The sequence below is a fragment of the Hymenobacter mucosus genome (assembly GCF_900188255.1).
GTDB classification, from domain to species: Bacteria; Bacteroidota; Bacteroidia; order Cytophagales; family Hymenobacteraceae; genus Hymenobacter; species Hymenobacter mucosus.
This window is the reverse complement of record NZ_FZNS01000001.1, coordinates 126,001-152,611: the sequence shown is the minus strand read 5'-3', so window position 1 is coordinate 152,611 and position 26,611 is coordinate 126,001. Positions and strand designations below refer to the sequence as shown.

The window sequence follows — 26,611 nt, the reverse complement described above, 5'->3', positions numbered from 1 at the left end:
GGCAGTGCTTAGCAGCGTTACCTTTCAGCTATTACTACGCGGTGCTACATAACTTAGTAGCTCATTTACAATTATTTACCTCAAGACAGCAAATTAGTCGGCCTATTTTCTTACTGCCAGGCAACCGTCCGTATCTACCTTCCATCTAGCCTATCAAACGTCCTTCTATAGCCCGAACCTTACTTTCTTTTTCGTGACTGACGCCGACCTCATAGCCGCCTGCCGCCAAGGCAGCAGCCGCGCCCAAAAGCTGCTCTATGAGCGGTTCGCCGGGCTCATGCTGGGCGTATGCCTGCGCTACCTGCGCCGGCGCGAAGACGCGGAAGAAGCCCTCATCATGGGCTTTACCAAAGTGTTCCGGGCCTTAGACCAGTACCGGCACGAGGGTTCTTTCGAAGGCTGGATTCGGCGCATTGTAGTGAATGAAGCCCTTGGCATGCTTCGCCGCAAAGAGCCCCTCCACCTAGCCATCGACGATATGACGCACGACGTGCCAGCCACGGCGGCCGAAGCAGAAAGCCAGCTTAACGCGGCCGATATGCTAGCCGTACTGGCAGAGCTACCAGCGGGCTATCGTACGGTGTTCAACTTGTACGCCCTGGAAGGCTACACCCACCCAGAAATCGGTGAGCTGCTCGGTATTTCGGAAGGAACCAGCAAATCGCAGCTCAGCAAGGCCCGGGCCATGCTCCAGCGCCGCCTCCTGGTGGCCGAAGCTCAGGCCCAGCCTTCCACCTCCTCACCCAAAGAATTGTATGCAACCGGAAGATATTGATAAGCTGTTTCGCGAGCGGCTAGCGGACCATGCGCCCACCCCGCCCGCCTTCGTCTGGGCCGAAATTGAGGCCGAGATTCAACCCCGCCGTCGGCGCCCAGTGCTTTGGCTAGCGGCCGCCGCCGTGGCCCTGCTTGCGCTCCTGGGTGCCGCCTGGTGGGTGATGCTGCCCCCCACGGGCCTCGCTACGCAAGGGACTATAGCAACTATTACGCCCCAAAAATCAGCAAAAAAAGCTATTTCTGAGGCAACCCTCCCCACCACTTCACCATCTAGCCCAGTAGAAACCCCGGCCACGCAGCCGGCTGCCGTGGTGGCCACCACGGACGGTTTTCCAGCCCAGTCCGCGGGTGTACAACCGGACCAAGCCTTGGAAACCAGCCGCCTTGCCGTGGCTAGCCGCCCTACCCGGGCAGCCCACCCTACTCCCGCCTCACCTTTTGAAACTACTTCACCTCCGGCCGAAAAGGCATCGGGCTCCGCTCTGGCAGCAACTACCGCAACGCCCGAGCCCCAAGTGGTCCTGGCCGCTAACTCCGAGCCTACTCCTATCAGACCTGTGCAAGCCCTAGCGGCCGCGTCTACTTCTCCCCCAATGGGCCCTATTGAAGTGGAAGTACGCCCCGCCACTGTGGCTACCACTAGCCAGGAAGACCGCCGGCCCCGCTTAGGGTCTTTGCTGCAGCAGGCCCGCAACGTGGTACGCGGCGACAAGCTGAGCCTGACTGAGGCTGGCTTGCCGGAGATGGTAACCGTGCAAGCCCGGGTAGGGCATCGTACGCTTACCAAAGTAATCCAACTGTAACGTAGCCTTTCTCTCCCTTTTACTACCATGAAACGCTCATCTGCCTTTCTCGCTCTGCTGCTGGGGCTCCTGCTGCCCGGCCTATCCCACGCTTCCGCGCGGCCCACTTTCCGTACCGATGATACCATCATCGTGAAGTTGCCTAACCAGGCTACCATGACACTGTTTGTCAAGAACAAAGCCCAGCTGCGCGAGTTGCGCGCCTACAAGCTCGATTCGTTGATGGTGCTGCTGGACACGTACATTACCAAGGCAGAAGCTGCCGGTAAAAACTCCAAGTCGGACCAGGTGACGATGGAATTTTACCCCGCCAAAGACCAACCTGGCAAGAAGGTGCCAGAGCAGATTCGCATTACCGTGCGCAATGAAGGCGCCGGCACCACCAAATCAGCCGACCACGTGGATGTGACACTGGGCCGGGTGTTTGGGGTGACAGTAGACGAAAGCACCAACGGCAATAATGACCACGTGTCGGTACGCATTGGCAGCTCGGTCAAGTCGGACTCGGTACGGGCTGCGGAGCGCAAGGCCAAGAATGAGGAGAAGGCCAACCGTTCGGTGCATAACGACTTCTCCGTGGACCTGGGCCTAAACACCCTCGTAAATCGGGAAGCTCAGGTAGGCGAGGAATACGAGTTGCGGCCCATTGGTTCACGCTACGTGAGCTTGAACTGGCATTACGATTTCCGCATTGGTCCCCGGCGCTCCCCTTTCCACCTCCTCACGGGACCTGAGCTGTCGTTCAACAACTACATGCTAGACAAAAACTTTCGCTTCTTTGACAACGGCACCAGCACTACCATTGCACGCGACGCGGATCGGGAGCTAGAGAAAAGTAAGCTGTCCGTAACAACCATTAATCTGCCGCTGCTAGCTATGCTGAACTTTCAGAACAGCAAGGGTAAGGAAGCCTTCCGCATTGGGGCGGGCGGGTTTGTGGGCTACCGCCTGGGCTCCCACACCAAAATTAAGTACGAAGAAGACGGCCGCACGCGCAAAGACAAAGACCGGGGCAGCTACAACCTCGAAGACTTCCAGTATGGCCTGCAAGGTGCCATTGGGGTGCGCGGCATCGATTTGTTCGTGAAATACAACCTTAATGACACCTTCAAAAACAACCGCGGCCCTCAGGCTCAAACCCTCAGCTTTGGCGTGTCGCTGCTGAATTAGCATTCCATTGTTCATATCCCAAACAGCCCCGGCAGCTTCTGCCGGGGCTGTTTTTGCAAGCAGGTTACGCCAATTAGCGAGGTACTTGCGGAGTAACTACTCTAGCTGGCACTCACTTGCTTATTGGACGTTGCGGTAGAAATTATCTAGCAGGATAGCCGCCGAAACTGCCACGTTGAGGCTTTCGGCCTGACCACGACCGGGAATATGCAGGCGCTGCGTTAGGCACGCTTCAACCTCGGGCGTTAAGCCGTGCGACTCGCTACCCATCACTAGTACGCCGGTCGGTTGCAGAGTTAGGCGGTGCACGTTGTCGCCGTGCAGGTCGGCGCCATACACTGGTAAGCTGGCCGGCAACGAACTGAGCCAAGTGGGTAGCTCGCGCTGCCACACGGGTACCCGGGTAAACGACCCCATAGTGGCCGATACCGTTTTGGGAGCCCACGGGTCGGCGCACGTATCCGAGCAAATAACGCCCCCAAGGCCGTACCAGTCGGCCAGCCGGATGAGGGTGCCTACGTTGCCGGGGTCACGCACTTGGTCGAGGGCAAGGAGCAGCTGGTTAGGAGCCGGGGCCAATACTTTTTCTTCCGGCAGGCGGGCAATAGCCAAAGCCGTATTGTTGGTGGTCAGTGTGCCCAGGCGAGTCAATTCCTCTTCCGATACTACCTCCACCGGTACGGACGATGGCAGCTCAGGCTGGATTTTTGCGGCAAATTCGGCCGTGAGGAATAACCGTTCCGTTAGAAGTGCAGAACTTAGCAGCTCCCGGACGCTTTTGCCGCCTTCCACCAGGAAGGCGCCATGCCGGAGCCGGTACTTCTTCAGGTGCAGCGCGTGCACGTATTTCGCTACTGCTTTTGAAACCATATTCGTTGCGTGACAAGAAGCCCGTTCAAGGGCATTTTTCGGGAAAGATGACGCGGACAGCCGTAGGTGGTTTGTTGCTGCTGGTAGGCGGCGTAGTGGGCTGCTCGCCCCTGCGCCTGCTGCAACCGGGGCAACGCCTGCTGAGCCGCGTGAAGGTGGAAGGTGCTAAGCCGGCAACGGCCGAGCGCCTACAGGCCCTGGCGCAGCAAAAGCCGAATAGCACGTTTCCGCTGCCAAAGCTAGCAATCTACCAGCTAGGTCGCTCCTTTTACAATCCGGAGCGCATCCAGCGCAAGCTGGATGAAGATAGGACCCACTACGACCAGCTCATTAAAGCGGCTGGTACCGACTCGGCGCAGGTGGGCAAGCTACTCTCTCGGCGCGAGCGACACACGCGCCGCCACCAGTTGGCCCTCGACAAGGGCAACGCCATCATGCGCCTGGGCGAGGCACCTGTCATTTATGACTCGGCCCTGACCCGCGCCAGCACCGAGCAGATGGCGGTATTTCTGAAGTCGAAAGGGTACTTCCGCAGCTCCGTTTCGTCTACGGACACGGTACCTACCCGCCTATTTTCGCCTTTCCGCATCTTCACCCTCCGTAGCCCTTTCCACACCGATTCGCAACGGGTGACGGTGGTGTATCAAGTAGTGGAAAACCAGCCCTTCCACTACACCCAGCTCGACTACAATATTGGGGACTCGGCCGTGGCGCGGCGCGTGCTGGCCAGCCAGCCCCAGAGCTTGCTGCGGGTGGGCGACCAGTACGATGAAGAAGTAATTGGGCAGGAGCGCAGCCGCATTGAGAACCTCCTCAAAAACCAAGGCTACTTCGATTTCCGGGAGCAGTACGTGAGCCTAGAAGCAGATACCAGCTTTGCGCCTGGTACCGTACGCCTGCGCACTATTATTTCCAAGCCCAGTCGGGGAGAGTTTCACCGCCTCTACACCATCCGCAACCTCAACGTGATTACCGATGCGGGCCTGGTGCGGTTTGGACAGCAGCGCGACACGCTGGAGCGCGATTCGGTGAAGTACTTGGCGTACCGCCACCGCTTTAGCACCCGCACGCTGGACCGTAAGCTGGCTATCCGCCCGGGAGAGCCTTACAGTTTACAGAACACGCAGCTAACCCAGCGGCAATTTGCTAACCTGGATATGTTCCGGTTTAGCACGATTACCTACCGGCGCGTGCGGGGGGCCGATGCTCCGGCCGATTCTACCCGGGGCCTGCTGGATGCAACTCTGAATGCGTCGCCGGCAAAGCGGTACCAGGAAACTACCGAATTTGGTGGCACCTATGTGGCCTCCCTGGTGGGCCCATTCAGCAACGTGCGGCTGAAAATCCGGAATGTATTTGGCGGTGCGGAGGTATTGGAGTTTGGGTTGCGGGCAGGTTTTGAAGGGCAGCGAAGTGCTGTAGATGCAAACCCTACCCTCACTACGCAGCTAGGCGCCAACGTAAACCTGGTACTACCTCAGTTTCTGGTGCCATGGCGCGCCAACCGCTTTTTGGCCCGCTATAACCCACGTACTCGCCTCAACGGGAGCTACACGTTCGTGAATCGCCCCGATTTCTACCAGCGGACTAACATCGAAGCGACTTACGATTACATTTGGCAACGGTCGGTTTACCACCAGTACGTTCTCACGCCCTTCGACCTGAGCATTATCAGGACGCCGAACATTGACGAGGGGTATTTCCAACAGCTACAACAACTAGCGAATATTCAAAACACGCCCTTACTGCGCAGTTTTGATAATCTGTTCGTACCCAGCTTCAGTGCTACCTCCCTCTACAACTCTAACGATTTCAACGAAACCCGCGACGGCCGCTACCTGCGTCTGTTTGCGGAAATTGGGGGCCTCACCCGCGGACTCTACCAACAGCAGCCCGTGGTAGTTAGCACCCGGCCGGGGCCAAACGACCGGTTGAAAACTTATGACTTCGCCAAGTTTACGGTAGACTACCGTCGCTACCATAAGCTGACGCCTCAGACCTACTTCGTGTACCGACTTTCGGGGGGCGCAATCCGCTCCCTGACCCACACCACTACTCTAACGCGAAACGAGGACGGTAGCATAGACCCCAACAGTGAGAAAAAGCAGCTACTGGTGCCCTACGACAAGTACTTGTTTGCGGGTGGTAGCTCCAGCGTGCGGGCCTGGAAACCCCGCCGACTGGGTACGGGCAGCTACACGCAGTACAAGTTTGATGAGAACAACAACAAAACAACGGAGCGCAACTACGATATTGAGCAGCCGGGCGAATTGCTGCTGGAAGGCAATGTGGAGTATCGCTTCCCCATCTACAGCTTTATAAAAGGAGCCTTGTTTACGGACGTTGGCAACGTCTGGCTCTTGCAAAATGACTCAAGCCGCGTTGGGGCCCAGTTCAAGTTCAACAAGTTCTACCGGCAATTTGCCGTGGGCTCGGGTTTCGGGTTACGCCTCGATTTCAGCTTCCTCATCTTGCGCCTCGATATTGCCACGAAGGTGTACGACCCAACAGCACCAGGAAATAAGTGGGCTATCCGCCGCATTAGCTTTGGGGAAAACCAAACAGCCTTCAACTTGGGCATTGGCTACCCCTTCTAAGGGCAGGAGGTATAAGATACAAAAGCAACGCCCGGCTGCGCATGTGCGCAGCCGGGCGTTGCTTTTGAGTAGTGCTGGCGGTGATTTATACCACCCCTATCCGCAGGGGCTAGTAGTTCAGCAACTCTTGCAGCATGGCTCCTACCTTCTCAGCGTTGGGTAGCATCTGGCGCTCCAACTCTACATTGAGGGGAATGGCCGGCAGGTTGGCCGCGCCCAAGGTGAACACAGGCGCATCGAGCTGGCGGAAGCAGGTACGCTGAATACGCCCGGCCAGGCTTTCGGCAAAGGAATTAAGCAAGGGCTCCTCAGTAAGCACCAACACCTTCCCGTGCCGGCGCACCGCCGCCTCTACCGCATCATAGTCGAGGGGGTTAAGGGTACGCAGGTCTAGGATTTCAACTTGGCCCGGTAGCTCACGGCTAGCCGTTTTGGCCCAGTACACTCCCATTCCGTAGGTGATGACTACGCAGGTTTCACCGTTCCGCAGTTTGGCGGCGTCAGCTTGCTGCGCTACGGCAGCCTTGCCCAATGGAATAACGTAGCCAGCAGCAGGTTCCGTTGTTTTAGCATCTTCGGTGCCGGGCACTTTGCTCCAATACAGGCCTTTGTGCTCCAGCAGTACTACCGGGTTGGGGTCGAGGAAGGCCGCCCGCAGAAGTCCTTTCATATCGGCGGCGTTGCTGGGGTACACCACCTTAATGCCACGAATGGTGAGCAAGGTGCTCTCGATGGACCCGGAGTGGTAGGGTCCGCCGCCGCCATAGGCCCCAATCGGCACCCGAATCAGGCTTTGCACCGGAAACTTGCCATTGGTGAGGTAGCAGGACTTGCTTAGTTCTTCTACCAGTTGGTTGAGGCTAGGCCAGATGTAGTCCGCAAACTGAATTTCAACAATTGCCTTCGCGCCCACGGCGCTCATGCCGGCCGTGCTCCCAACTATGTAGGCCTCTTGAATGGGCGTATTGAAGACGCGGGCGTCGCCGTACTTTTTGGCTAGCAGCGCCGCCTCCCGGAAGACACCGCCCAGCTCACCGCCTACGTCTTGCCCGTAGAACAAGGCCTCGGGGAATTCCTGCAAAATATCGTCCACGGCGTGCAGGGCTGCGTCAACCATTAGCGCCTTGCCAGCATTAGCAGGGCTCCGCTCTCCCGATTCTACAATTACAGCTGGCGGCGCAAACTCGTGGTCGAGGTAGGTAGCGGGATCGGGGGCCGGGGCTGTTAAGGCACGCTTGTAGTCGGCAGCCACGGTGGCCCGCGCTTCATCCGCCAGGGCCGTTAGCTCAGTTTCAGCAAAACCCAGACTCAGTAGTTGCTGATGAAAGCGTGGCAGGGGGTCGCTAAGGGCGTGCTGAGTGAGGTTGTCGCCGCGGTACCATTCGCGCCGGACGCCGCTGGTATGGTGGCCCAGTAAGGGGCATTTGGCGTGTACCAGCACCGGCCCCCGCGTCCGCCGGGCGTACGCGAAGGCTTCCTCCATACCGGAGTGGCTGGCCAGAAAGTCGGCCCCATCGAGTTGCAAGCGGTGCAGGCCTTTAAAGCCAGCCGCAAACTCGTAGGCATTCATGGCGCGCATTTCGCGGCCCGTAGCTGATATGCCCCAATCGTTGTCTTGCACTACATACACAATGGGCAGCTGGTGCAGCACGGCCATTTGCAAGGCTTCTGCTACTTCGCCTTCCGTCATGGCCCCATCGCCAATGGAGCACAGCACTACCGGCTGCTGATCGGCAGAGGTTAGCAGCCCCTGCCCTTCCAAGTACTTGATGCCGTGCGCCATACCCGTGGCCGGAATGGCCTGCATACCAGTGGCGGAACTCTGGTGAGGAATGAGCGGAAAGCCAGGCCGGCGCAGGGAAGGGTGACCATAATAGGTGCGGCCACCCGAAAATGGGTCGTCGCGCTTGGCTAGAAGCTGGAGCATAAGCTCGTAGGGCGACAGGCCCATTCCGAGCAGCATGGCGTCGTCGCGGTAGTACGGGGTGGCACAATCAGTAGGCCGCAGTTGGAAGGCCGCAGCTAACTGAATTGCCTCGTGCCCACGGGCCGTCGCGTGGACATACTTGGCTGTTACCGTCTTGTTTTCTTCGTACAGACGGGCCAACTCATCAGCCGTGCGCATGAGCAGGTACGCGCGGTGCAGCAAGGAGCGGCGGGGCAGAGCGGTAGTAAAGTCGGGTTCCAGGGTGGAGGTGGAATGGGTGGACATGCTGGGGGTGGGTTGGAAGGCGAAATTACGGGTTAGAACCGAGAGCAACAGCCCCGCTTACTTACGGACTACCTACCCCGAGGTGGGTACTCAGCGCCTAGGCTGTATTTTTGCAGCATGTTACCCGCACTATCCATTGCCCCCGCTACTGCTACCGACATTCCAGCCTTGGTTGCGCTGGTAAATAGTGCCTACCGCGGCGACACGTCCCGGCAAGGCTGGACCACTGAAGCGGACTTACTTGAGGGCACCCGCACCGATGCCGCCGACTTGGCCGACCTCATGGCCGGGCCTGGGGCTACCTTTCTACTGGCCCGCACCGCCAACGGGGAGTTGCGCGGCAGCGTCTACCTGAAAAATCAGCATCCCGACTTATACCTGGGCATGCTCACGGTAGATCCTACCCATCAGGCCCACGGCATTGGAAAATACCTGTTGGCGGCAGCTGAACGGCAAGCCCGCCACCTCGGCTGCACCAGTATTCTGATGTCCGTCATTTCCGTGCGGCACGAGTTGCTAGCCTGGTATGCGCGCCACGGCTTCCGGCAAACTGGCGAAACGGTAGCCTTCCCCACGGACGTCCGCTTTGGAGTGCCACGGCAGGAGCTAGTGCTGCTCCTGCTGCGCAAGCAATTAGAGAATCTGCACGCCGATTCCTCCACTAACTAGCCAGGCGCAAGCAAACATTTCGTTCGCTCTGCTGCTATTCTGCCTAACTTGCCCCTCCGACGTTCCTCATTGGCTCCTTATGTCTATTCATTTGTCCTCTTCCGCGTCCCATTTTCCTACTCTGCCCAAAGCACCCACGGGCATCAATGGTCTCGATGAAATTACTGAGGGCGGCTTGCCCAAAGGACGCCCTACGCTGCTGTGTGGTAGTGCAGGCTGCGGTAAGACGCTAATGGCGGTTGAGTTTCTGGTACGCGGCATTCTAGATTACGATGAGCCGGGCGTGCTGATGGCCTTTGAGGAAACCGCCGTGGAGCTGGCCGATAACGTTCAATCCTTGGGCTTCGACCTCCGCCAGCTACAGGCCGACAAAAAGCTGCGCCTCGACCACGTGCACGTGGACCGCTCCGAGATTGAAGAAACGGGCGAGTACGACTTGGAAGGCCTTTTTATTCGTCTCGGTTACGCCATTGATACAATTGGGGCTAAGCGCGTGGTGCTGGATACCATTGAATCCTTGTTTTCAGGCTTTACCAACCAAGCCGTATTGCGTTCTGAAATTCGGCGGCTGTTCCGCTGGCTTAAGGATAAGGGCGTAACCACCATCATTACGGCTGAGCGCGGCGAGGGCTCCCTCACGCGCCAAGGGCTGGAGGAATACGTATCGGACTGCGTGATTCTGCTGGACAACCGGGTAATTAACCAGATTACAACCCGGCGCCTGCGCATTGTGAAATACCGGGGTAGCACCCACGGCACCAACGAGTATCCCTACCTCATCACGGAGGATGGCATTTCGGTATTACCCGTCACGTCGCTACGATTAGCCCATGACGTATCCAATGATATTATCTCCACGGGCGTACCAGGCCTTGATGAAATGTTTACCCGCAAGGGCCTGTACCGGGGTAGTAGCATCCTAATTACGGGCACCGCCGGCACAGCCAAAACCACCCTGTCGGCCGCCTTTGCTTTGGAAGCTTGCCGCCGGGGCGAGCGGTGCTTGTTTTTTGCCTTCGAGGAATCGCCCCAGCAGCTGATACGCAACATGCGGGCCGTAGGGATGGACCTAGAACCCTTCCTAGCGCAAGGACTTCTGCACATTGAAGCCTCCCGCCCTACCCTCAATGGCTTGGAACAGCATTTAGTAACCATCCATAAACTACTTACTGAGTTCAAGCCCCAAAACGTAATCATTGACCCCATCAGCAATTTGGTGTCGGTAGGGAGCATTTCGGAAGTGCGGGGCATGCTCACCCGTCTTATCGACTTGCTGAAGGTGCAGGGCATTTCAGCCTTGTTCACGGCTTTGGTGAGCGGCCGCAATGCTAACCAGGAAATGACAGAAGAAGGCGTTTCTTCTTTGGTTGATACCTGGATTCATGTGCGCGACTTGGAAGGCATTGGCGAGCGGAACCGGGGCGTAAGCATCCTAAAAGCCCGGGGAATGGCCCACTCTAACCAAGTGCGGGAGTTTCTCGTTACCGACCATGGCGTACAGCTGCTAGACGTAATTGTTGGCCCGGCCGGCATTATTACGGGTGCCAGCCGACTCACCCAGCAGCTACAGGAACAGTCGCAACTACTTGCCTCACAACAAGAAGCGGAGCGCCGCGACCGGGAACTGGAGCGCAAACGCCGCGTACTGGAAGCCACCATCGCCAACTTGCGCACGGAATTTGAGTCCGTCGAAGAAGAGCTTCGCCAAGTAAACCACGAGGAAGAACAACGACAGCAGGCGCTGGCTACCAACCGTCAGCAACTCGCCAAAGGCTACAGCAACCGCCAGCCCGCTTCCCCGTCTCCTAATCAGTAGTACCCTCCTATGCAAACGCCTTCGGATTCATCTGCATCGTCGCCCGCCGACGAGGAAATTTGGGAACTACGCCTGTATGTTGCCGGGCAAACGGTGAAGTCAGTTACCGCCCTGGCCAACCTGAAAAAGTACTGCGAAACGCATTTGAAAGGTCGCTACAAAATTGAAATTATTGATTTGCTGCTGCATCCGCAGCTAGCCGAGGGCGACCAGATTTTGGCCATTCCGACGCTGGTGCGGAAAGTACCTTCTCCGATTCGCAAAATCATCGGCGACTTATCCAACCAAGAACGGGTATTGGTAGGCTTGGATATTCGTGCCGTTGAGAACAAGTAGCGCGGATGGAATCAGAGCTACACGAGGAAGCCCCCAGGGCTGAATACCTTTTACACCTGTACATCACGGGTGCTACCCCCAACTCGACCCGCGCCGTCCGCAACCTAAAGGATATTTGCGAGCAGTACTTGAAGGGGCGATACGAACTGCTAATTGTGGACATCTATCAGCAGCCCGAGAAAGCAAAGGAGGAACGCATCATTGCGGCCCCCACGCTGGTTAAGAAGAGGCCGGGCCTGACCCGGTGGCTCGTGGGAGACCTCTCCGACCGACGACGCGTGTTGACGTTGCTGGGCATATCCCCTGAGCCCACTGATATGTAAAGTTATGCCTGATCGTCAGCCGCTTACCCCTGCCGAAGAACTTGCTCTGGAGAATACTGCGCTGCGTCAGCAATTGCAGGAAGCGGAGGACTTGATTACAGCTATCCGTACCGGAACCATTGACGCGCTAGCCGTGCAGGGAGCCGATGGGCCCCGCATTTTCACGTTGGAAGGTGCCGACCAGGTGTACCGCACCCTCATTGAGGAAATGAACGAAGGAGCCTTACTCCTGGCCCAAGACGGTACCATTTTGTACGCCAATGCCAGCCTGGCAGCCCTTCTTAGTCGGCCACTGACGACCCTGATGGGTAGTACCTTTCTAAGCTTGGTACCTGACTCGTTTGTGCAGCACGTGCAAGCCTTGGTCGACCAGGGCTGGCGGGGCAAAGCCAAGGGCGAAGTATCGTTGCACACCCAATCGGGGATGCTGCTGCCGTTCTCGCTTTCCATGAACGTACTGGATTTCGCCAATATCTCGGCTCTAGCGGTTATTGTCACGGATGTGTCGGCCCAGCGCGAGATTACTGCTATTCAGGCACATGTAGCGGAGCAAAACACTCGTTTGGCGGCGCAGCGCGCCGAATTGCAACGGCAGGAAGCGGCCCGCCAAGCCGGTGAGCGAGCGGCGGCTGAGGCCAAGAGAGTGCTAGAGGGCATTCCTCAGATAGCTTGGACAGCTACCCCAACAGGCGAAACCACCTCTCTCAACCGCCGCTGGTTTGACTACTCCGGGCAACCTTTTACTTCCCTGCCCCATACTCAGTTGTGGGGACAGATTCATCCGGCCGATTTGGCCGTGGCCAAAGCCCAGTGGATCGACAGCTTGCGCACCCATGCGCCCTGGGAGGTGGAGTGCCGCATTCAGAACCTGGCCGGCGAGTACCGCTGGATGCTCGGGCGGGCACTTCCGTCGTACAACGAGCAGCACGAGCTAGTACAGTGGATTGGTACGTATACCGACATTCACGAACATAAGCTGGCCCAGGAGCGGATTGACCAAGCCCAATTGCAGTTGCAGCAGAATAACCAGCAACTGAAACGCGCCAACATCGACCTGGACAACTTTGTATATACCGCTTCGCATGACTTGCGGGCTCCCATCAGCAACATTGAAGGGCTGCTGTATGCCTTGTTGCAGGAGATACCCGTGGCTACTCAGGCGGAAGGCGAAGTGCAGCCCATTTTACAGATGATGCAGGACTCGGTGGACCGCTTCAAGAAAACCATCAACCACCTTACCGATGTGTCGAAGCTTCAGCGCGAGTTCGACCAACCCGTGGTGGCGGTGGAGTTGCTGCCCGTAGTGCTAGGAGTGCAATTAGATTTGGCGCCGCTAATTGAACAAACCACTGCAGAAGTGATAATAGAGGTGGCCGCCAAGCTGTTCATTTCCTTGTCGGAAAAGAACCTGCGTTCCGTGGTGTACAACTTGCTTAGCAACGCCATCAAGTACCGCCATCCCGAGCGCCCAGTTCGTATTCAGCTCAGTGCCAAACAAGAAGCGAACCACGTGGTGCTACGCGTGCAGGACAACGGGCTGGGCCTAGACGAGAACAGCCAGCGCAACTTGTTCACCATGTTCCAACGTTTTCACGACCACGTAGAAGGCAGCGGCATTGGGCTCTATATGATTAAAAAAATAGTTGAAAACATGGGCGGCTGGATTGAAGTACATAGTAACCTCCAAGCCGGCTCAACGTTCAGCGTTTACTTTAAGTCGTAGCGCTCCGCTCTCCCCTCCTTACCCTGCTCATGTCCAAACTTCCTTACGTACTACTGGTAGACGACGACCGCACGACCAATTACCTTAATCAACTGCTTATCAAGCGCCTTGACGTAGCCGAGACAATAGGAGTAGCAGCCAATGGGCGCGAAGCCCTCACCCACCTACAAGCCTATTGCCACGATGATACCGGGCAATGCCCCGTGCTGATTCTGCTGGATTTGAACATGCCAGTGATGAACGGGTTTGAATTTCTGCATCACTACCACCAGTACCTCTGGCCCTCGGAGCATAAGGCCGTTGTGGTGATTCTGACTACTTCCCTGCACCCCCAGGATATGGAGCGGGTGCAGGCACTGCATGTTGCAGGCGTGCTTAGCAAGCCCCTCACAACAGAGAAATTGCAGCGCTTGCTCAAAGAGCATTTTCCCACGGTTAAACTAGCTCATCAAGCTGAGTAGGCACTGGGGGCTTAGCAAACGATGGGCTGTAGTTGGCCGAAATGCCCCGGCAACTGCATAGGTAGTAGGTAGGTGCTCCTCCCAAAACCGCTACCTTTGTGGCTCGAAAAACTACGGGGGCGTGACGCTGCCTGCGCGGCCTACTTTGTTTCTGCTTTCTATGTCAACTTCCGCTCCTTTTCCTACCGCTGCACCACCTGCCGCTACCCTTCGAGACAGCGTGGAACAGTGGATGCGCCAGTTTCAGGACTGGCTCTGCCAACAACTTGAAGCCACCGATGGTGGTACAGCCCGCTTTCAGGAAGATGCCTGGCAACACCACGGTAGCGGTGGTGGCCGTAGCCGCGTATTAACCAATGGGCACATTATCGAAAAAGGCGGCGTCAACTTCTCCGCTGTTGAAGGCGAGATGAGCGAGGCGGCGGCGCGGCAGCTGCTCATGCCCGACCGGCGTTACTTTGCCACGGGCGTGAGCGTGGTGCAGCACCCGCGCAGCCCGCAGGTGCCTATCTCCCACATGAACGTGCGCTACTTCGAGGCTGGCAATGGCGAGGCCTGGTTTGGCGGCGGCCTGGACCTGACCCCGATTTACGTGGACGTGGCGCAAGCCCGGTGGTTTCACCAGCAGATTGCTCAGGTCTGCGCCCGCCACGATGCCCACTACTACCCCCGCTTCAAGGCCTGGGCCGACGAGTACTTCTTTCTGCCCCACCGCCAGGAAACCCGCGGCATCGGCGGTATCTTCTTCGACCGTTTAGTGGTTGGCAAAGAGGCTGACGCAGAGGCCCTATTTGCATTTGTACGCGCGGTGGGTGAGGTATACGGCAACACCTACACGGAGCTGATGCGCCAGAATGCGGAGTTGCCCTTCAGCCCCGAGCAAAAGCAGTGGCAACTGGTGCGCCGCGGCCGCTACGCCGAGTTCAACCTGGCCATTGACCGGGGCACGCGCTTTGGGCTGGAAACCGGGGGCCGCACCGAGAGCGTTCTTATGAGCCTGCCCCCGCAAGCCGAGTGGCACTACAACCTGCAACCCGAGCCTGGCTCGCCCGAAGCCGCTACCCAGCAGTGGCTGCGCAAAGGCGTGGAATGGGCCTCTGAAAACCCCATTTCCGCTTGATAGAGCAGCTCCAAGCCCTCGACCGGTGGCTTCTCATTGCCGCTAATGCCCACCGCACTCCCCGCCTCGATACGTGGATGGTGTTCTTTTCAGAACGCTTCGTCTGGTTTCCGGCCTATTTTGTGCTACTAGTGGTACTCGCCTACTTGTACCAGCGGCGCGCTTTTCTGCTGCTGCCCCTGCTCGGCTTGAGTGTCGCCCTGGCCGATATGATATCGAGTCGGTTTTTCAAGCCGTACTTTGCCCGCTTGCGTCCCTGTCACGACCCTGACCTGTCTGCTACTCTTAACCTAGTAAACGGCTGCGGAGGGCAGTTCGGCTTTATTTCCTCGCACGCTGCTAATGCTTTTTCCCTGGCTGTTTTTGTGGCGCTGGTACTGCCCCGGCGCTATCGGGTAGCCAAGTGGTTTCTTTTTCTGTGGGCGGCTATTGTAAGCTACAGTCGCATGTACCTGGCCGCACATTTTCCCTCCGATGTATTGGCAGGCACCCTGCTAGGCTGCGTTCTGGCGTGGGGGTGCGCCAAAGTCTACCAGCGGCTATCGGCCCGGTGGTGGCCCACGGCGGCTCCCATTGCGGAACCTATCGTTGCCTAGCAGCACTAAGGACTGGCTGTATCCATACCCCTCAACACGCAGCAGGCCCCGCAGTATATTCCTGCGGGGCCTGCTGCGTGTTGAGGGATAAACTATTTTTTGGCGGGTCTGCGCTTGCCCGTATGACCGTCACCTCTATCACCCTGCCCAGACTTACTCGTGACCTTCGAGTTGGTGCGGTCATCTCCAGACAAGGAACGGTTTAAATCAACCGAACTGGTAAACTCTCCTTTTTCGTTGCGGCGCACGTAGCGCTTATCACCCTCGGTGGGCTCTATTAGTTCGCGTTTTGACATGGCTTCAAACAGGTGGATGGTTACGTAAGTGGTACGTAATCAGGCCACCGCCTGTTGTAGAAAGCCCTATTTTTAGCGCCCTAGCAGTTTGGCCACGTACTTGCCTACAATGTCAAACTCCAGGTTTACCCGGTCGCCGGGGCGCAGGTGCTGGAAGGTTGTGTGCTCATACGTGTAAGGAATGATGGCTACGGAAAAGCCGTCATCAGTGCTGTCAAAGCATGTGAGGCTGGTGCCATTTATGCAGATGGAGCCTTTTTCTACGGTTACGCGGCCGGGGCCTACCTCATGGCGGAAGCGAAACACCCAAGAGCCGTGCTGGTCCGTCACCGATTCACAGGTGGCGGTCAAGTCTACGTGGCCCTGCACAATGTGCCCATCAAAGCGGCCGTTGGCGGCCAAGCACCGCTCTAGGTTTACTTGCCGGCCAGGCTGCCACTGGCTCAAATTGGTTTTCTGCAGCGTTTCATCAATGGCCGTAACAACGTGGGTATTGGCCGACCCATCTACTGCCACCACGGTTAGGCAAACACCGTCGTGGGCTACACTCTGGTCAATTTTCAACTCCGGCGCGAAGCTGGAAGTTACGGTGAAGTGAATATTGGTTTCATCCCGGCGCACATCCGTAATGGTGCCTAAGGTTTCAATTATTCCAGTGAACATGATGTCTAAAAAAAGTAAAGCGAGAAGCAGCTTAATGAAGTAGGCTGCTTAGTACGTGTAATTGGGGTAGCTCGTGGTGGTGGTGCTACCGAGGAACAGGGCCAGTCGATTTATTTTCCGCGGCCTTCAATGATAATTTTGAGCGTGTACAGCACTACCCGGAAGTCCATCGACAAGCTCATGTTCTCAATGTAGAGGATGTCGAACTTAAGCCGCTCGACCATCTGCGGAACGGTTTCGGCGTAGCCATATTTTACCTGCCCTAGGCTGGTGAGACCCGGCCGCACGCGGTGCAAGTGACGGTAGTGGGGGGCGAGCTGCACAATCTGGTCAATGAAGTATTGTCGTTCGGGGCGCGGGCCCACAATGCTCATATCGCCCTTGATGACGTTCCAAAACTGGGGTAGCTCGTCCAGCCGAACCTTACGCATAAAGCGGCCCCAAGGCGTAATACGCGGGTCATGGTCGGAGGAAAGGGCTGGCCCCAGGGCCTCAGCATCCACGTACATGGAACGGAACTTATAGATATGAAACGGCTGGGCAAACTGTCCGATGCGCACTTGCGAGTAGAACACGGGCCCCGGCGACGAGAGTTTCACCATGATGGCCGTGAAGGCATACACGGGCCAGGCCAGTAGCAAGAACACGATGGAAACGCCCACGTCGAGTGCACGCTTGAGCACCTTTTGCCACACGGGTAGCAGGTCCTGCTTGATTTCAATGAGGGGAGTACCAAACACGTGGCTCACCTTCACGGAGCCTAGTAGCATTTGGTAGAGGTCGGGCAGGATGCTGATCCGAACCGGAGTACCTTCTAGTAAGGCCAGAATTTCTTCTACTACCCGGTGCTCGGAAGCTTCGATGGCAATTACTACCTGCTCCACCTTCAGCACCCGAATGAGGGCCGGCAACCGATGATAGGAGCCCCGCGTGGGCACTTCAGCCGCCAAATCCTCATCCACCGTATCGCCCACGGAAACCACTCCTACTATTTTCAGGCCCAAGTGGCGCCCCGTGCGCAGAAGTTCCTGATAGGTGTCGCGGGCGAGCGTATTGGAACCTACTAACAAGGTATTGAAACTAATGACGCCCCCCCGTACCAGCTTTTGCACGCTGCTAATAGCCCACACGCGCAGGATGGCCGTGAGCAGAAAGTGCAGCAGAAAGTACGCCGTAATGGTTTTGTAGTACGCTTGGTAGTTCTGCACGCCTTGGTCATCGAGGAGCAAGGCAAAGAAGATGACCACGGCACCAAGCACCGACACGCGACCAAGGCGAATGATTTCGGCCAGGCGCGACTTTCGGAAAATGTCGCGGTACTCGCCAATCAAGGTGTAGAGTACGGTCCAGAATGCGGCAATCATAAAGGCCGAGCCGGAGAGAAAGAAGAAAGCCACTTCCGTGAAGTGGTAGCCTTCCGTAATTTCGCTGAGCAGGTACTTACGCAGCAGAAAGAAGCAAACCCATGCCAGCAGGGCCGCTATAAAGTCGGCTCCTATCAGCTTCAGTTTTTGGAAGGTGCGAATCAAGGGCGAAAGAACTGACCGCGCCGGCCAGTTGTCAGGTGGGTAAAGTGGGTGCGAAGCCGTAGTTTCGCATTTTATTCAGGCTCCCAACGCACCTTACGGGTTAGTTTTGGAGCATGGCAAAGGTAGGAATTACCCGCATTTTGCGGGCGGCCATTGCCGAAGCCTGCCACCTTTTGCTTTTTCCCATGCACGCTGATACTTACCGCCACCGTGGCGCCCGCCGCACCCTTGTAGAAGAGCTGCGCCGCAAGGGCATCCGCGACGAGCGGGTGTTGGCGGCCATCGGCACCGTTCCGCGCCACCTCTTCTTCGACCCTGCCTTTCAAGCCCACGCCTACCAGGACAAAGCCTTTCCCATTGGCGAGGGCCAAACCATTTCGCAGCCTTACACGGTAGCGTATCAAACCGAACTGCTGCGCCTGCAGCCCCAGGATCGGGTGTTGGAGATTGGGACTGGCTCGGGCTACCAGTGTTGCGTGCTGCTCGAACTAGTGTCGCAGGTATGGAGCATCGAGTATCAGCCGGTATTGTATGAGCGCACGCGAAAGCGCTTGGCGGCGCTGAACCGCGCTGCCCACCTGTATTGCGGCGACGGTTCAGTAGGTCTGCCCGATCAGGCCGCTTTCGACAAGATTCTGGTAACTGCTGGCTCACCTACCCTGCCCCGCCCCCTGTTGCGACAACTGCGTATAGGCGGCGCGCTGGTGATTCCAGTGGGTGATGCCCAAACGCAACGGATGATGCGCGTTGTACGGGAGAGTGAGGAGGAATTTTCGCGGGAAGTGTTTGAGGAGTTCCGCTTTGTGCCACTCCTAGGGCGCGCGGGTTGGCAGCAGTAGCAGTAGTATTTTCCTACTACCAACAACCCCACGACAGCGAGTGTGACACCCATTAGCCTCTAAGGAAAGCTAGGTTACCGCAGCGAACTACTAGTAGTAGTACGAGATATTCTCGGAAACTGCATTTGGCATTGGCAGGGCCGCTTCTGCCAGTCGGACTTTGTATATATCTTGGGCAGGCAGACTATCTGTAGCCCCTTATACCGCTGCTAGCAGGGCCTATTATCGGAGCCGAATATCTCCCACTGCTACTACTTCCTTAGTACTTATGGTCCAAAAACTACGCTTTCTGCTGTGGTTGCTGCTAGGTCTGCTGGTGAAAGGACCAGTACAGGCGCAGCGCAACCTTCATCCCGAGCATCACTCGGGCTACGGATGTGCTTTTGATAGTGTGCAGCAAGCTGAATTTGCTCGCAACCCTGGCGCAGCCCGCAACTACCAGAACTTTTTGCTGCAAGTAGCCAGCCTGTCTGCCTCCGACCGGGCCCGCCTGCTTGCCCAGCCCGATGTGACGGTGCCCGTGGTGGTTCACGTTATTCACACGGGTGGCACCGATGATATTTCTGATGCCCAAGTGGCCAATGCTATCCAGCTGCTCAACTTGGATTTCAGCAAAACCAATCCGGACACGGCCGATGTACTAACTGATTTTCAGCCTATTTATGCTAACGTAGGCTTTCGGTTTCGCCTAGCTACCCGCGACCCCACCGGCTCCTGCACTACGGGTATCACGCGTACGTACTCCACCTTGACCAATGTGGGCGACAACACCGTAAAGAACCTAATTCGGTGGGACCCTAACCGCTACCTTAATATATGGGTAGTAACCACGGCCAACGGGGCGGGCGGCTACGCTTTCCTACCCTGCCCGAGCGCTACGCTGGATGGCATTGTGATCCGCAGCGCTCAGTTTGGAAGCATTGGCCGGTCTTGTGGTAGCAACTTCTGCTTTCGGTCGCTCACGCATGAGGTAGGCCACTACTTCGGGTTACGGCATACTTGGGGCGGCTCCAATACGCCGGGCTTGGCCTCCAATTGCTCTATTGATGATGGCATTGCAGACACGCCCAATACCATCGGCTCCAACCTAGATTGCAACTTGGCCTTCTCACCCTGTGGGGTGCTTGCCAACGTGCAGAACTACATGGACTACGCCACCTGTTCGCGCATGTTTACGCAGGGGCAGAAGGAAGTTATGCGGGCCTCGCTTTTTCTTACCTGCCGCAGCACGCTCGTTTCGGCGACGAACCTGCGCGCCACTGGCACCGATGATGCAGCGCAGGGTTCTGCTGCGCCCTGCCCGCCAGTAGTTGCTTTCCGGCCCTCAACCCAACTTGTATGCGAGGGCAACGCGGTAACGTTTACGGACTATTCGTACAATTTTACCTTCAACGCTGCCACCTCACAGTACAGCTGGTCGTTTCCGGGTGGGGAGCCGGCTACTTCCACGGCACGCAACCCGGTAGTAACTTACCGCGCGGCGGGCGTATATGCGGCTACCCTTACCATAACCACCCCCGATGGTCGGGGCACCCTCACCCAAACCGATTTGGTGTCGGTGACAGGACCAAACTCTGGTGAGACTGGTCCGCTTGCCGAGTCGTTTGAGAACGTAAACTTCCCCAACCTATATCCGGCACCCTCACTACGTAACTGGCTACGCACTTCGTCGGCCACATCGGCTAGTGCCCCTCGCTGGGAACGGGAAACGGGCGCAGTAGCCAGCCAAGGATCCTCTTACGTGCAGGTGCGCAACAGCAGCTTGGCAGCGGGTACCATCAGCACGCTTACCTCACCAAATATCAATTTGTCTCCCATCACGGGCACTACCCAACTCGTGTTCGACCGTGCGTACGGCCTCCGGTCGTCTTCCGTAACGGACGGGCTTCACGTCTACTATTCCATTACTTGTGGGCTGAGCTGGACCCTACTAGCTAGCTACCCCGCCGCAGTACTCAATACCCAAGGCAGCCAATTCTTTCCCGGCTACGCTCCCGACTCCCTTTCCGACTGGAAATCCATACGTATAACGTTTCCAGCGGCGGCGCAGCGTAGTCCGCGCTTTCTACTGCGCTTTCAAATGGTTAGCGGCGGGGGCAGTACATTCTTCCTCGACAATGTGCGGATTCAGGACGCAACTGTCACTCGTAACGCCGAAAGCACGACGCGTCAGATAAGCGTGTACCCCAACCCGCTCACCGCCGAAACTGCTATTCGGTTTACGCTGCCTGCTGCTACTACTGCTCAGGTTCGGCTGCTAGATGTGCTGGGGCGCCCGGTATACTTCCTGCCGGCCAAGACCTACGGTGCCGGTACTCACGCGCTAGCCCTCCACGGGCCAAACCAGTTGGCCCACGGGGTATATGTGGTGCAACTCACGCTAGCCGATCAAACCTACACAACTCGCCTGCTGGTGCAGTAAGTAACGTGGGGCAGCCTCTCATGGCGGCAACGGGGTGCTAGATTTCTATCTCCTGCCGGGCAAGTACGCGGAAGCTGGGTAGCATGACCTGGCCCGTATCGGCTTGCCCCTCACGCAAAGGCACCAAGTAGCAAACCGGGCTCCTATCTTTGCAGCAAATTCTTAGAAGTCTTTCCCGCATGATGCGCAAACAAAAGCCCGTACAAGACTCGTTCGTTCGCATGACCGAGCTGGTGCTCCCCAACGACACAAACACGCTCAATAACTTAATGGGCGGCCGCATGATGCACCTTATGGACGTAGCTGCGGCCATTTCAGCCCAGCGGCACTCCAACCGCATTGTAGTAACTGCCTCCGTTGATAATGTATCCTTCCGGGAGGGCATCAAGCTGGGTAGCGTAGTTACGTTGGAAGCGCAAGTAACCCGGGCGTTCAGCTCCTCCATGGAAGTGCACATTGACGTATGGGCGGAGGACATTCCAAGCGGCACCAAAATAAAGTCTAACGAGGCCTTTTTCACTTTCGTAGCCGTCGACCAATCGGGCCGCCCTATTGACGTACCCGACGCCATGCCAGAGACTCCCGAAGAGGTTCACCTCTACGAAGGTGCATTGCGTCGGCGGCAGCTCCGCTTAGTACTAGCCGGCCGCATGAAACCATCGGACGCCACAGAACTACGCGCCTACTTCGCCTTGGGAGAGTAAGCACTAGTTGTTATCATATCTAGCATGCCATTAATCTATTATCCTTACTTATCTTAAGTAGAAATAGTAACACATAGTCTCTCTAGTAACCTTAGTACTCTTGCTGCTCTCAACGCATGAATTCGGCCGCTGACCTCGCTTTCTACCAGAACTTTTACAATGGAGCCTCCCTGTATCTGGTGCCCGATGCCAGCCAAGTAGCCAGCCCGGCGGTGCCGGCGGTTGCGCGCGAAGAACAGGCTAACACGGCCCCCATAACTGCTTCGGCTGTGGTGGCGGCCCCCGAGCCAGCAGCTACGGCTCCGCCCGTTGTGGTGCCAGCTCCGGTGCCACCACTGGCACCTGTAGCGGCAGCAGCTCCGCCAGCGGGCAAGCTCCCTTCCTTGGCAAACCTGGGTCTGGCAGCAACGAGTACTCCGGTGCCACCGGCCGTAGCACCCCAAGCCCCACCCGTTCAGGCCTTACTAGCGGCCCCCGCTGCTACCGTGCGCGAGCTGGTGACGCCCTCACTGGCGCAGCTGCCGGCCGCGGCGGCAGCTCCCGCTGGGCGCGTGCAACCTACGCCTACTCAGTCGCCCGTAGCGCATATTCCGTTCTCTACACTGGGCAGTAACCCAAACGGGCTTATCATTTTGGTACGCTTGCCCGAAGATGCCTTCCGCAAGCTGCCCCGCAACGTCTTTCTTAATAATATTCTCAAGGCTATTCGCCTCATTGTGGAAGACGTAGTGCTGGTAAATGTAGAGCACCCCACCTATCCAGTGGCGCTGTGTAGCCTACGGCAGCACCTGGCGGCAAAGCAGTTTCTGGCTTTTGGCAAAAACCTGCTGGATGTGGCTGTTTACACCACCCAGCCCTACGAGCCGGTACTCCTTTTTGGGGACACCGCCTTTCTAGGCGCTAGTGAAGTAAGCATGCTGGAGTATGATGCCGGCCGCAAAAAGCAGCTTTGGCAGGCGATGCAGCGCATGTTCCTTTAATCCACGTAGCCGACCGAGAGGCTACAGCAATAAAAAGCCCCACTACGGTGGGGCTTTTTATTGCTGTAATGGCACTACTACTACTTCATCACGGAGGCGAGCTTCGCTTCCAGGGCTTCACCGCGCAGGTTTTTGCCGATGATACGACCTTGAGGATCTAGTAGAATAGAAGCCGGAATAGATTTGATGCTGTAGCTCTGGCCCGCGGCGCTTTCCCAGCCTTTCAGGTCAGAGACGTGGGTCCAGGTAAGACCATCGGACTTAATAGCGTTCAGCCATTTGCCCCGGTCTTGGTCGAAGCTAACCCCGTAAATTTCAAATCCCTTGCCCTTATACTTATTGTAGGCCTTCACCACGTTGGGATTTTCGCGGCGGCAGGGCCCGCACCAGCTAGCCCAAAAGTCGATGAGTACATACTTGCCACGCAGACTGGTAAGCGTCACCGGCTTGCCATCAGGAGCGGCTAGGTTGATTTCGGGGGCCACCGAGCCTACGGCCGTGGCACGCATGGGCTCCAAGCGCGCTACCAACGATTTGGTATAGCGCGAGTCAGGCATGGTTTTCTTCAGCTGAGTAGCTACTGTATCTGCCAACCCAAAGTTCTCTTCTGGGTTGAGCACCCCGCTCACCACGAAAGCCGACACCACTGACCCTGGATTTTGGCGCACCAACTGGCGTACCTCGGCTTGGCCTTGGGTTTGAAGCGCTTCCGCTTGCCGCTGAATGGCAGCCATAGAATCGGAGCGGCCGGCCTGAGCTGCTTGGTTATAACGCTGCTCCAGCCGGGGCATGGCGGCTTGCGAAGCACGCTGGCTCTGCAACACGGAGCGGCTCACGCGCTGAAGATACTCGGAGTCAGGGGAGCCCTGCACGGTATAGGTGTCGCTGAGCTTCTGCGCGTCGCCGGTGAGCCGCACGCGGGCGCCATTCTGGAGAACTAGCAACACTTGGTTTTGGTCGTTGGCCTTTACCTGGTATAGCCCGGCTTCGGGCACGGAACCCGTGAAGGTGAATTCTCCCTTTTCGTTTACCGTAGCCGTATCGCGTGACACAAATTGGGTGTCGCCTAGCTCCGCCAGGTACAGCTTCGTGCCGGCGGGAGCATTTTGCAGCTGGCCGTTGATTTGGTAGCCGGCAGCGGTGCTAGCGGTACCGGTAGTAGGCGTTGTATTTTTGCTGCAGGCATTGACCATACCCAGCAGGGCACCCATAACTAGGAAACTCTTCATTTTGTGCGTCATTCGGAGTGCGGACCGGCTGCGGGCCGGTATACCGTTTGGCAAGAGACAAGCGTTGAGCCCGCAAGTTGCCGATTTCAGGCGTAATTCAGGAATGCTGACCCGGATTCTATACGTGTTGGCATTTCTTAGTACACCAGTGTGGCCTGGTCGGTTCCCGCACTTTTAGTCATTAGTCGAGCGGAATGTACTCCGCAATTTTCTCTCCCAGGGCTCTGCCGTGCAGATTACGCGCTAGCACGTACCCATCCGGACTAATCAGCAAGGTGAGTGGTAATTGGGAATCCACCAGCTCCGTAGCCCTTTTCTGCTTACCACGGCCCATGTCCCGCAGGTGCGTACCTGGCAGGCCACTAGCACGCACAGACTGCTGCCACAAACGCCGCGGGCTTGCACAGGCAATATGCACTTGCACCAGCCCCCGAGGGCCAAACTGCCGCGCCAGCTTCTGGAAGTTGAGCACTTGGGCTTCATTAGTAAGGCGGCCAGGTTGCCACAGGGTAACCAGAACGTAGCGACCACGCAGCGTAGCTATATCCGTGCGTACACCCGCCGTATCGGGTAAGCACAGGGACGGGAAGGGCTGCCCCTGGGCCGTACGGTGCCAGCTTCCCGCCTGGCGTGCATCCGGCCCAGTTGCTTGGCTGCGGGGCTCCCCTTGATGGCTCAAGGACCTGCTGGTTCTGGCGAAGGGCACACGTACTTCTTCCTCGGGAGTCGATAGTCCCTGATACCCGATTAGGATAAACTCGCCGAGCAAGAGCAAACATGTACAGTTCAACGGCATCAACCCACAGTCATACCACCTAACAAAAACCCACCGGCACTAGCATGTACCGGTGGGTTTCAAGATACAACGGAACCGTGGCTTAGGCGTCGAGCTTCTGGCGCAGCAGTTGGTTGGCCAGCTTGGGGTCAGCTTTGCCCCCCGTGAGCTTCATCAACTCACCCATAAACATACCCGTGAGGCTTTTCTTGCCAGCCCGATATTCCGCCACCTTGGCAGGATTTGCATCGAGCACTTGCTGAATTTGAGCTTCCAGAGCGCCAGCGTCCGACTGCTGCAACAGGCCCTGGGCTTCGGCAGCCGCGGCGGCCGTTTGCGTGGGATTGTCGAGCAGGTACGGGAAGAGTTGCTTGCTGGCTACCGAGTGACCGATCTTGTTTGCATCAATGAGGCTGATGATGTCGGCTAGGTGCTGGGGCGTGAGCGGGAATTGCTCTAGCGTGAGGGCGCGCTCGTTCAAGTAGGCTTTCACGGGGCCCGTCACCCAGTTGGCGGCAGCTTTGGCGTTCGTGGTTAGGCGCGTCAGCTCGTCGAAGTAGAGCGCCACGTCTTTGTCGGCCGTCAGCACGGTAGCATCATAGTCTGAGAGCCCCAGCTCACCCGTGAAGCGGGCGTACAATTGCTGAGGCAAGGCCGGCAGTTCGGCTTGCACGCGGTGCAGCCACTCATCATCAATAACTACCGGGGGCAGGTCGGGCTCGGGGAAGTAGCGGTAGTCGTTCATCGTTTCCTTGGAACGCTGGCCGCTGGTAGTGCCGCTTTGGGCGTCGAAGCCGCGCGTTTCGCTGTCGATGATTTCACCGGCTTCCACCATGGCAATCTGCCGCTCAATCTCATAGTCGATGGCGCGCTGCACGTTCCGGAAGGAGTTCATGTTCTTCACCTCTACCTTGGTGCCGTACTGATCGGCCCCTTTCAGCATCACCGAAATGTTAGCGTCGCAGCGCAGAGAGCCTTCCTCCATGTTGCCGTCGCAAATGTCCAGGTACTGCACCAGCTTCTTGATTTCTGCCAGGTAGGCGTAGGCTTCCTCCGAGGTACGAATATCCGGCTCCGACACAATCTCAATGAGGGGCACGCCGGCGCGGTTCAGGTCCACTAGGGTTTCTACCTCTCCGGCCAAGTGCATGGACTTCCCTGCATCTTCCTCCATGTGGATGCGGGTGATACCAATTTTCTTGGTGGAACCGTCAGACAAGCGGATTTCTACGTGGCCGCCGGTGCAGATGGGCGTTTTATCCTGAGTGATTTGGTAGCCCTTGGGAAGGTCGGGGTAGAAGTAGTTCTTGCGCGCAAACAGATTATTGCGGCGAATCTGGCAGTTGGTGGCCAGACCCATTTTCATGGCATACTCCACCGCAGTGGAGTTCACGCGTGGGAGCGTACCGGGATGGCCCAGAGTAATGACACTGAGGTTGTTATTGGGCAGGGCACCGTACTCGTTTTCATCGGAAGAGTACATTTTGCTGCGCGTGAGCAATTGGGCGTGCACTTCGAGGCCGATAACGGGCTGGTATTTTGCTTTGATGCTGTCGTCCATAGAAAAAGTAGGCGGGTAGGCCGCCGGGGCTGCAAGATAAAACTATCTACCCGAGAAAAGGTGTCATGTTCCGCATACGAAAAGACCTTCTTTCGGCGGAGCGAGTCATGTACCACACGCTCACGCCGCTGAAAGAAGGT

24 protein-coding genes are annotated in these 26,611 nt (G+C 57.2%); 16 read left to right on the top strand and 8 right to left on the bottom strand.

Going from position 1 to position 26,611, the window contains the following annotated elements; all coding sequences use genetic code 11:
* Positions 1–193: 193 nt before the first annotated feature.
* Genes CHB83_RS00655 through CHB83_RS00645 form a run of 3 tightly spaced genes read left to right on the top strand, consistent with a single transcriptional unit; the run spans position 194 to position 2,750 of the window.
* The gene (locus tag CHB83_RS00655) at positions 194–775 is read left to right on the top strand and encodes an RNA polymerase sigma factor (RefSeq protein WP_045689701.1); all 582 of its coding nucleotides are present in this window, start codon (positions 194–196) and stop codon (positions 773–775) included.
* Entirely contained in the window at positions 756–1,580 is an 825-nt protein-coding gene (locus CHB83_RS00650) for a hypothetical protein (protein ID WP_089331327.1), read from the top strand. The genes CHB83_RS00655 and CHB83_RS00650 overlap by 20 nt, the downstream gene beginning before the upstream one ends.
* A 27-nt stretch (positions 1,581–1,607) precedes the next feature.
* Positions 1,608–2,750, top strand: coding sequence for an outer membrane beta-barrel protein (locus tag CHB83_RS00645; RefSeq protein WP_045689699.1), 1,143 nt, complete (start codon positions 1,608–1,610; stop codon positions 2,748–2,750).
* A gap of 120 nt (positions 2,751–2,870) precedes the next feature.
* Here CHB83_RS00645 and CHB83_RS00640 read toward each other — a convergent pair whose 3' ends face one another.
* Entirely contained in the window at positions 2,871–3,620 is a 750-nt protein-coding gene (locus CHB83_RS00640; RefSeq protein ID WP_045689698.1) for an RNA methyltransferase, read from the bottom strand.
* 47 nt (positions 3,621–3,667) lie between these two features.
* Between CHB83_RS00640 and tamL the strand changes: the two genes are divergently transcribed.
* The gene (gene tamL / locus CHB83_RS00635; protein ID WP_089331326.1) at positions 3,668–6,217 is read left to right on the top strand and encodes a translocation and assembly module lipoprotein TamL; all 2,550 of its coding nucleotides are present in this window, start codon (positions 3,668–3,670) and stop codon (positions 6,215–6,217) included.
* A 109-nt stretch (positions 6,218–6,326) separates the two neighbouring features.
* Here the strand turns inward: tamL and CHB83_RS00630 are convergent, their stop codons facing one another.
* Entirely contained in the window at positions 6,327–8,429 is a 2,103-nt protein-coding gene (locus CHB83_RS00630; RefSeq protein WP_089331325.1) for an alpha-ketoacid dehydrogenase subunit alpha/beta, read from the bottom strand.
* Positions 8,430–8,546: 117 nt separating this feature from the next.
* Between CHB83_RS00630 and CHB83_RS00625 the strand changes: the two genes are divergently transcribed.
* From CHB83_RS00625 to CHB83_RS00590, 8 genes are all read left to right on the top strand, one after another.
* Complete coding sequence (locus tag CHB83_RS00625) at positions 8,547–9,098, top strand: GNAT family N-acetyltransferase (protein WP_089331324.1); 552 nt, start codon at positions 8,547–8,549, stop codon at positions 9,096–9,098.
* Between the two features lie 79 nt (positions 9,099–9,177).
* The gene (gene kaiC, locus CHB83_RS00620) at positions 9,178–10,914 is read left to right on the top strand and encodes a circadian clock protein KaiC (protein WP_089331323.1); all 1,737 of its coding nucleotides are present in this window, start codon (positions 9,178–9,180) and stop codon (positions 10,912–10,914) included.
* Between the two features lie 9 nt (positions 10,915–10,923).
* Entirely contained in the window at positions 10,924–11,250 is a 327-nt protein-coding gene (locus CHB83_RS00615) for a circadian clock KaiB family protein (RefSeq protein ID WP_045690276.1), read from the top strand.
* A 5-nt stretch (positions 11,251–11,255) separates the two neighbouring features.
* Positions 11,256–11,573 carry a circadian clock KaiB family protein gene (locus tag CHB83_RS00610; protein WP_045690277.1) on the top strand — a complete coding sequence of 106 codons (318 nt, stop codon included), beginning with the start codon at positions 11,256–11,258 and terminating at the stop codon, positions 11,571–11,573.
* Positions 11,574–11,577: 4 nt separating this feature from the next.
* Positions 11,578–13,296, top strand: coding sequence for a PAS domain-containing sensor histidine kinase (locus tag CHB83_RS00605; RefSeq protein ID WP_089331322.1), 1,719 nt, complete (start codon positions 11,578–11,580; stop codon positions 13,294–13,296).
* 29 nt (positions 13,297–13,325) lie between these two features.
* On the top strand, positions 13,326–13,757 hold the full coding sequence (locus CHB83_RS00600) for a response regulator (protein ID WP_045690278.1): 432 nt from the start codon (positions 13,326–13,328) through the stop codon (positions 13,755–13,757).
* 160 nt (positions 13,758–13,917) lie between these two features.
* Positions 13,918–14,877, top strand: coding sequence for an oxygen-dependent coproporphyrinogen oxidase (gene hemF, locus CHB83_RS00595; RefSeq protein ID WP_089331321.1), 960 nt, complete (start codon positions 13,918–13,920; stop codon positions 14,875–14,877).
* On the top strand, positions 14,874–15,473 hold the full coding sequence (locus CHB83_RS00590) for a phosphatase PAP2 family protein (protein ID WP_089331320.1): 600 nt from the start codon (positions 14,874–14,876) through the stop codon (positions 15,471–15,473). Before hemF ends, CHB83_RS00590 begins: the two co-directional genes overlap by 4 nt.
* Positions 15,474–15,565: 92 nt before the next feature.
* Here the strand turns inward: CHB83_RS00590 and CHB83_RS00585 are convergent, their stop codons facing one another.
* From CHB83_RS00585 to CHB83_RS00575, 3 genes are all read right to left on the bottom strand, one after another.
* A complete protein-coding gene (locus tag CHB83_RS00585) occupies positions 15,566–15,769 on the bottom strand; it encodes a hypothetical protein (protein WP_089331319.1) in 204 nt (67 codons plus the stop codon).
* Between the two features lie 72 nt (positions 15,770–15,841).
* Positions 15,842–16,432, bottom strand: coding sequence for a riboflavin synthase (locus CHB83_RS00580; protein ID WP_089331318.1), 591 nt, complete (start codon positions 16,430–16,432; stop codon positions 15,842–15,844).
* Positions 16,433–16,542: 110 nt separating this feature from the next.
* Positions 16,543–17,961 (bottom strand): sugar transferase, encoded by a 1,419-nt coding sequence (locus CHB83_RS00575; protein ID WP_045688129.1) that lies wholly within the window; start codon positions 17,959–17,961, stop codon positions 16,543–16,545.
* A 185-nt stretch (positions 17,962–18,146) separates the two neighbouring features.
* Here CHB83_RS00575 and CHB83_RS00570 point away from each other — a divergent pair, with 185 nt between their 5' ends.
* The 4 genes from CHB83_RS00570 (at position 18,147) to CHB83_RS00555 (ending at position 22,906) form a co-directional block, all read left to right on the top strand.
* The gene (locus tag CHB83_RS00570; protein ID WP_045688141.1) at positions 18,147–18,800 is read left to right on the top strand and encodes a protein-L-isoaspartate(D-aspartate) O-methyltransferase; all 654 of its coding nucleotides are present in this window, start codon (positions 18,147–18,149) and stop codon (positions 18,798–18,800) included.
* A gap of 268 nt (positions 18,801–19,068) precedes the next feature.
* Positions 19,069–21,222, top strand: a complete 2,154-nt coding sequence (locus tag CHB83_RS00565) for a M43 family zinc metalloprotease (protein WP_089331317.1) — start codon at positions 19,069–19,071, stop codon at positions 21,220–21,222.
* A gap of 182 nt (positions 21,223–21,404) precedes the next feature.
* Positions 21,405–21,926: an acyl-CoA thioesterase gene (locus CHB83_RS00560; RefSeq protein ID WP_218823161.1), complete on the top strand. Its 522-nt coding sequence runs from the start codon at positions 21,405–21,407 to the stop codon at positions 21,924–21,926.
* 116 nt (positions 21,927–22,042) lie between these two features.
* A complete protein-coding gene (locus CHB83_RS00555) occupies positions 22,043–22,906 on the top strand; it encodes a hypothetical protein (protein ID WP_089331315.1) in 864 nt (287 codons plus the stop codon).
* An 80-nt stretch (positions 22,907–22,986) separates the two neighbouring features.
* On the opposite strand, the gene CHB83_RS00550 is transcribed toward CHB83_RS00555, so the two are convergent.
* From CHB83_RS00550 to gatB, 3 genes are all read right to left on the bottom strand, one after another.
* Positions 22,987–24,135, bottom strand: a complete 1,149-nt coding sequence (locus tag CHB83_RS00550; protein WP_045688138.1) for a redoxin family protein — start codon at positions 24,133–24,135, stop codon at positions 22,987–22,989.
* A 181-nt stretch (positions 24,136–24,316) separates the two neighbouring features.
* Positions 24,317–24,904 carry a TlpA family protein disulfide reductase gene (locus tag CHB83_RS00545; RefSeq protein ID WP_179225417.1) on the bottom strand — a complete coding sequence of 196 codons (588 nt, stop codon included), beginning with the start codon at positions 24,902–24,904 and terminating at the stop codon, positions 24,317–24,319.
* 109 nt (positions 24,905–25,013) lie between these two features.
* Positions 25,014–26,471 (bottom strand): Asp-tRNA(Asn)/Glu-tRNA(Gln) amidotransferase subunit GatB, encoded by a 1,458-nt coding sequence (gene gatB, locus CHB83_RS00540; RefSeq protein ID WP_045688125.1) that lies wholly within the window; start codon positions 26,469–26,471, stop codon positions 25,014–25,016.
* Positions 26,472–26,611: the final 140 nt, after the last annotated feature.